Source organism: Peterkaempfera griseoplana (genome assembly GCF_001418575.1).
Taxonomy (GTDB): domain Bacteria; phylum Actinomycetota; class Actinomycetes; order Streptomycetales; family Streptomycetaceae; genus Peterkaempfera; species Peterkaempfera griseoplana.
On the sequence record NZ_LIQR01000220.1, the window covers coordinates 1 to 6,461 of the forward strand.

General features: G+C 70.1%; 4 protein-coding genes. 2 read left to right on the forward strand and 2 right to left on the reverse strand.

All coding sequences use genetic code 11. The features are described from left to right. The coding region (locus AOK09_RS17470; protein ID WP_157875928.1) for a zinc-dependent alcohol dehydrogenase at window positions 1-577 on the forward strand (577 nt) is incomplete at its 5' end. Beyond that, a complete protein-coding gene (locus AOK09_RS17475) occupies window positions 574-1,347 on the forward strand; it encodes an SDR family oxidoreductase (protein WP_055588142.1) in 774 nt (257 codons plus the stop codon). The genes AOK09_RS17470 and AOK09_RS17475, both read left to right, overlap by 4 nt. A 126-nt stretch (window positions 1,348-1,473) precedes the next feature. Here the strand turns inward: AOK09_RS17475 and AOK09_RS17480 are convergent, their stop codons facing one another. Then, on the reverse strand, window positions 1,474-3,762 hold the full coding sequence (locus tag AOK09_RS17480) for a ricin-type beta-trefoil lectin domain protein (RefSeq protein ID WP_245687335.1): 2,289 nt from the start codon (window positions 3,760-3,762) through the stop codon (window positions 1,474-1,476). Window positions 3,763-4,008: 246 nt separating this feature from the next. Then, window positions 4,009-5,481, reverse strand: coding sequence for an arabinofuranosidase catalytic domain-containing protein (locus AOK09_RS17485; protein WP_055588143.1), 1,473 nt, complete (start codon window positions 5,479-5,481; stop codon window positions 4,009-4,011). Window positions 5,482-6,461 lie beyond the last annotated feature (980 nt).

A 6,461-nucleotide genomic window follows, 5' to 3' on the forward strand; every position in this document is an offset into this window, starting at 1 on the left:
GCGCGCCCGGCTGCAGCCGGGAGAGAAGGCCCTCGTCGTCGGCGGCGGCCCCATCGGCCTGCTGATCGCCGTGGTGGCCCGGATCGGCGGAACCGACCTGCTCCTGGTGGAGCCCGACGCCTACCGCAGAGGCGTCGCGGAGGCACTGGGCCTGACCGTGCTGGACCCCGGGAGCGCCGACACGGGACAGGCCATCGCCGACTGGACCGGCGGCGCCGGGCCTGAGGTGGCCTTCGAGGTCTCGGGCGCGCTCGCCGGCGTGACCACCGCGGTCGACGCACTGGCCACCCGGGGCCGCCTGGTCCAGGTGGCCATCCACCCGGCGCCGCGCGAGATCAGTCTGCACCGCTTCTTCTGGCGGGAACTCACCCTGGTCGGTGCGCGCCTCTACGACCGGGACGACTTCGAGACCGCGGTGCGCCTGCTCGCCGAGGGCCGCATCCCGGCGGAGACGCTCATCACGCGCATCGAACCGCTGGACCGTGCCGCTGACGCCTTCGAGGCGCTCGAGTCGGGCGCCGGCGTCATGAAGGTCCTCATCGACTGCCGGTCCGGCAGGGAAGCAGGCGCACGATGACCCCGCCCCGTACGCCCTTCGACCTGAGCGGCAAGCTCGCCGTCGTCACCGGTGCCCGCCGGGGCATCGGCCTGGCCGTCGCCGAGGCCCTGGCCGCCGCCGGCGCCGACATCGTCGCCGTCAGCGCCCGTCTGGAGGCCGACGGCAGCGAGGTGGAGAAGCGCGTGACCGCACTGGGCCGCTCGTGTACCGCCCTGCGTGCCGACTTCGCCGACCGAGCCGCCGTCGCCCGTCTCGCGGACACCCTCGGGGAGCTGGACCGCCCGGTGGACATCCTGGTCAACAACGCCGGCACCATCGCCCGGACCCCGGCCGCGGAGCACACCGACAGCGACTGGGACCATGTCCTGACCGTCAACCTCACCAGCCAGTTCACGCTCACCCGTGAGGTCGGGCGGCGGATGCTGGCCCGCGGGCAGGGCAAGGTGGTCTTCACCGCCTCCCTGCTCAGCTTCCAGGGCGGGATCAACGTCCCCGGGTACACGGCCGCCAAGTCCGGCCTCGCCGGCCTGACCCGCGCCCTGGCCAACGAGTGGGCCGGGCGCGGGGTGAACGTCAACGCGATCGTGCCCGGGTATGTGGCGACGGACAACACCCAGGCGCTGCGGGACGACCCCGACCGCTGCGCGGCGATCCTGGACCGGATCCCGGCCGGGCGCTGGGCCGGCCCCGAGGACATCGGGGGCACCGCGGTCTTCCTGGCCTCACCCGCCTCGGACTATGTGCACGGCGCCCTGATCCCCGTCGACGGGGGCTGGCTCGGCCGCTGACCGCACGGCATCCCCGTCCCGGTACGCCGGGGCGGGGATGCCTGCTTCGGCGGGTTCGGCGTGAGCCGAGCAGAACTGCGGTGCGCCGGGCCGGGGACACCCGGCCCGGCGCACTCGTCTGACGGGTCAGCCCAGCTTCCACTGCTGGTTGCTCTGGCCGTTGCAGGTCCACAGCTCCACCAGCGCGCCGTTGGCGGTGCCGGCCCCGGTGACGTCCAGGCAGAGCCCGGACTGCACACCGGTCACGGTGCCGTCGGAGTTGAAGCTCCACTGCTGGTTGCTCTGGCCGTTGCACGTCCAGACGGCGACCTTGGTGCCGTTGCTGGTGCCCTGGCCGCTGGCGTCGAGGCACATCTGGCCGGCGCCGCTGTAGACGGTGAGCTGCCCGCTCGACGTGCGGGTGAAGACCTGGTTGGGACCGCCGTTGCAGTCCCATATCTCGGTCTGGGTGCCCGCGGTCGTGGACGAGTTGGGCACGTCGAGGCACTTGTTCGCGCCCACGGCGTGCAGCTCTCCGCTGGTGCCGGTGTTGCCGCCGCTGCTGGTCGCACCCGCCTGGGCGATCACCTGCTGCGCCCCGGACGGCCAGTTGGTGCCGCTGACCTGGACGTTCCCGGTCAGCACGTTGTTGTGCGGGGAACCGGTCGCGACCTGGGTGGCACCGGAGTTGTACCAGTTGCCGGAGAAGGTGTTGTCGTTGGTGTAGTTGTTGCCGGCGTTGGTGAAGGCCCACACCCCGGAGTCCTGGATGACGTTGCTGCTGAGGGTCACATAGCGGGAGCCCTCGTCGAGGTAGAGGCCGACGGTGTTGTGGTTGTCGTAGATGTAGTTGTGGTCGAAGGTCGCACCGGGGTTGGCGGACAGGTTGTAGATGCTCCCGCCGTCGTGGAAGACCTTCTTGGTGCCGTGGACCAGGTTGTAGCTGACGACGGTGTTCTTCAGGGTCGTCGGAGTGCTGTAGACGGGCTGGTAGTTGTAGAGGCCGCGGTTCTGGTAGTCCGGGCTGCCGCCGGCGTCGTTGGCGCCCCAGCCCCAGCCGATGTCGATGCCGTCGTAGGCGAGGTTGGAGACCTCGTTGTGGCTGATCACGGCGTGGGTGACATAGGTCGAGAGGATCCCCGCCATGTCCTTGTAGTCCTTGGCGACATCGCTGATGCGGTTGCCCTGGACGGTGATGTTCTGGTTGGTCATCGCCGTGTTGGACGGGTGGTGGGCGTCGGGCTGGACGCCGCCGACCACGATGGCCGAGCCCGAGTCGTCGGTGAACGTGCTGCCGGTGACGGAGACGTTCGACGCGCCGAGTCCGACACCGGAGGCGTGGGCGTCCGCGTCGTTGCCGATGCCGAGGGCGACCTGGCCGAGGTGGGAGAAGACGTCGCCGGAGAAGTTGATGGAGTCCGCCGCCGACACCTGCACGGCCGCGGGCACCTGGCTCCAGCTGTTGCGTGCCGCTTCGAAGAGCGGGCAGCCGGACTGACATGACGTCAGGAAGTCCGAGGGCTGGTTGAAGGCGCGGCCGAGGAACGCGCCGCTCTGCTGGTCCGCGTAGCCGGTGGAGCTGCTGGGCTGGAGCCAGGTGGTGTGCTGGAAGCCGATGCCCTGCACGGTGATGGCGCGCGCCGGGTTGGTGTAGCTGCCGCCGATGTTCAGCAGGGAGGTGAGCTGGGGCAGCTCGATGTCATGGGCGGCGGGGTTCCAGCCGCTGGGGGCCTTGTAGGACAGCTGGCCGGCCTGGGGGTCGAGGTACCACTGGCCGGCGGTCTTGAGGAAGGCGGAGGAGTTCTCCAGCAGGAGCTGCCCGCCGGCGAAGGGGTTGGCGAGGGTGTCGTAGCCCCAGTTGTTGTTGTTCCACGCGGGCTGCTGCATGGTGATGGTGGTGCCGCTGATGGACTGGACCGGCGCGAAGCGGTCGGTGAAGGAGTTCTGGCTCTCCACCTCGATCCGGTTCTGCTGCGGCAGGCCGGCCAGGTAGTTCAGGGCCGGGTTGAGGATCGTCATCCCGCCGGCGGTGACCTTCACGTCGCTGCGGGCGATGGTGATCGCCGCCCTGGGCGCCAGGGCGCCGTCGACGTACAGCTGCCGCGAGTCCACGCCCTGGGGGACGTCGGCGACGTAGATGTTGTTCGCAGCGTCCTTCAGCGACCACCCCGTCACCTGCCGGCCACCCGACAGCACCGGACTCTGACCGGGCGCCGCCTGCCAGATCACGGTGTGGCCGTTGCGCCCGGAATCCGCACTGCCGAGGGTCAGCGGCGAGGACAGCCGGTAGACCCCGCCGGCCAGCTGCACGACGACGTCCCCGCTCATGGAACCGACGACGGACTCGACGGAGGACTTGGCCTGGGTCAGGGAGCACGGTGCCGAGGCGGAGCAGGCTGTCCCGCTCCCCGTCGGCGAGACGTACAGGGTGGTCATGGTCGCGGCGTGCGCGGCGGCCGGTGCGACGAGGACGCAGCCGGCGGCCAGCGCACCGACGAGGGCTGCCTTGAGTGGTCGACCGCTACCCGGGCGCGCGCGTGTGAGGAAGGTCATTGTCCGCTCTCTTCGGGGGGTGGGAAGGGCGTCCCCGGCCGCCGGGAGGCGGCCGGAGACGACGTGCGATGCTGCGCTACGGCGGTGACGCGGCCGCGGCTGCACTGCGCTGCGGATCCACATACGGAATCAGCTGCGGTTCCACTTCTGGTTGGTCGCCCCGGTGCAGGCCCACAGCTGGACCAGGGTGCCGTTGGCGGTGCCGTAGGCGCTGGCGTCCAGGCACAGCCCGGACTGGACGCTGGTGACGCTGCCGTCGGAGTTGAGGTTCCACTTCTGGTTGTTGCCGCCGTTGCAGTCCCAGATGATCGCCCGGGTGCCGTTGGCCGTGCCGCTCCCCTCCGCGTCCAGGCACTTGCCGCCGTAGACCCGCAGCTCCTTGGATGCGGTCTGGGTCCACTGCTGGTTGGTGCCGCCGTTGCAGTCCCACAGCGCCAGCTGCGTGCCGTTGGTCTGCGAGAGGTTGGGGACGTCCAGGCAGCGGCCGGCGTTGACATTGCGCAGCGGCGCCGCGGTCCCGCCGCCGGAGGAGGTGCCGCCGTACCCGGCCGCCGTGATGCTGGCCTGCACCGCGTTCTCGGTGGCGTCGGACGGGAAGCCGGCAGTCAGCGCGCCCTCGAAGAACTCGCCCTGCCCGGACACGCTGTTGTCACCGCCGGTGCCCAGGAGCACGGAACTGTCCGTCTTCATGGGCGAGTAGCCGTTGGGCAGCGCTCCGGAGTACGTGGTGGTGAGCCCCCCGCTTGCGGCGTTTCCGTATTTGAGCGTGAAGTTGCTGGTGCCGTTGTTCTTCTCCCAGGCGCTGACGAACGGATAGTGCACGCCCTGGTTGTTGGGGTCCTTGTTGGAGCCCGTGTTGGTGTGGTACATGCCGTTCTCCAGGTCGGCCTCCACCCATGGGCCGGTGCCGGTGCAGCCGCCGAACCAGCAGGCGGTCCCCCAGTAGATGGCGTTCATGGTCGCGTTGCCGGTGTCGGTGTGCGAGTTCTCACCGCTGCCGTAGTCGAAGCAGCACCACTGGTCGGTGTAGTTGGACGAGGTCACCATGTAGATGCCCTCGGGCTGGGCACCCGTGGGGACTCCGGAGGCCTGGTCGCGCCGGTAGCCGACGCCTTGGGTGACCTTGACGCCGAAGACCTGGTGGCCGCCGGCTGTCACGGGCAGGGCCATGGCGTCCGCCCCGACGTCCGCACCGTTGGCGCCGGGCCCCTTCCAGTAGCCGCCCCAGGAGATCGGCATGTCGTTGTGCTTGCTCGTCTGGTCGTAGATCTTGGTGATGGTGCAGGAGGTGTTCGCACAGAACGAGACCTGGGAGGCTCCGTCGGCATATCCGCCGGCGCTGAGAAGTCCGATGTCGCGGTAGCTGTGGTCGGACGCACGCTGGATCTGGTACAGCGGCCCGTTGTACGCCGCGAACAGCGCCCGGGTCGTGCTGTGGGCCGCCACGCACGGCGTACCGCCGGTGGCGTAGAGGTCACAGGGCAGCGCGGAGGCGTCCGCGGCCGCCGCCACGGCCTGAGCGGCGGGTGTGCCGCTCACCGCTCCGCTGGCGGCGGCCCGCCCGCCGAACAGGGCTGCAGCCATCGCGAGGGCCAGCAGCATCACGGTGATCGGCCTGAGACGGGGTAATCCGACTGACGGGGGAGATATCTTGACTGACATCGGGACCTCTTTCGGGTGGGGAGGACGGGCCTGGTGGTGCGCGTCGGAGCAGGGCGCCCACGGGTGCCGTCACGACTGTGCCGACGCCTTGGTCACCATGGATGGGAGTAATCGCGGCGGGAACAGGCCCATCCCCTGACATGAATCAGGCTTATATTTGCGTTCCAGCAGTGAGACATGTCTGCCGTGACCGCAGGCACGTCGACGGGGAAGCCGACCGCGCGCCAGGATTTGACGTGGTTGCGGTACGGACGGCAACCAGCCCTGGAGCGGCCGGACTGCTGCAAAGGTGGAGCCTGTCCCTGGTGTCACAGGACACTCCGGGACGGAGTGGACGGGCCTGTTAGCGCTCACATTCAGTGGGGCGACATAGGGGTACGGTTGCCGGCCGTCGGCGACTCCACTGATGGCCGGTGAAATGAGACTGACACATTGATGGCCGTGATCTCAAGAGGTGTGCCACACACGCGGGCGTGCCTCCACGGCGTCGACGTCCCTGCCGTTCCGCGCCCACGTGCGGACCATGAGAGTCGTCGAACACGGGCAGCGACGGACTCGGCTCCGGCGCTCATGCCAGACCACCACCCGAGCAGGACCCCCCGGCTCGACGCGGACCTCAACAGGCCGTGCGACCGGTCCATCCGGTTCGACGGCGGGGAGGAGGCGGCCGCCTCCTCCCCGCCGTCGACCACAGCAGCCGAGGTTCCCTTGGAGCGCCCCGGTGCCCGAACCCCCGCCGTCCCCAACCACATCGTCCGCGTCACCCGCGTCGTCCGCCCGGGACGGTTGAGCCCTGCCCACCGACGCCCCGTTTGGGTCGGGCCTCGGCCCGGCCCAAACGGGGCGTCGGTGGGCAGGGCTCAACCGTCCCGGGCGGACGACGCGGGTGACGCGGACGATGTGGTTGGGGACGGCGGGGG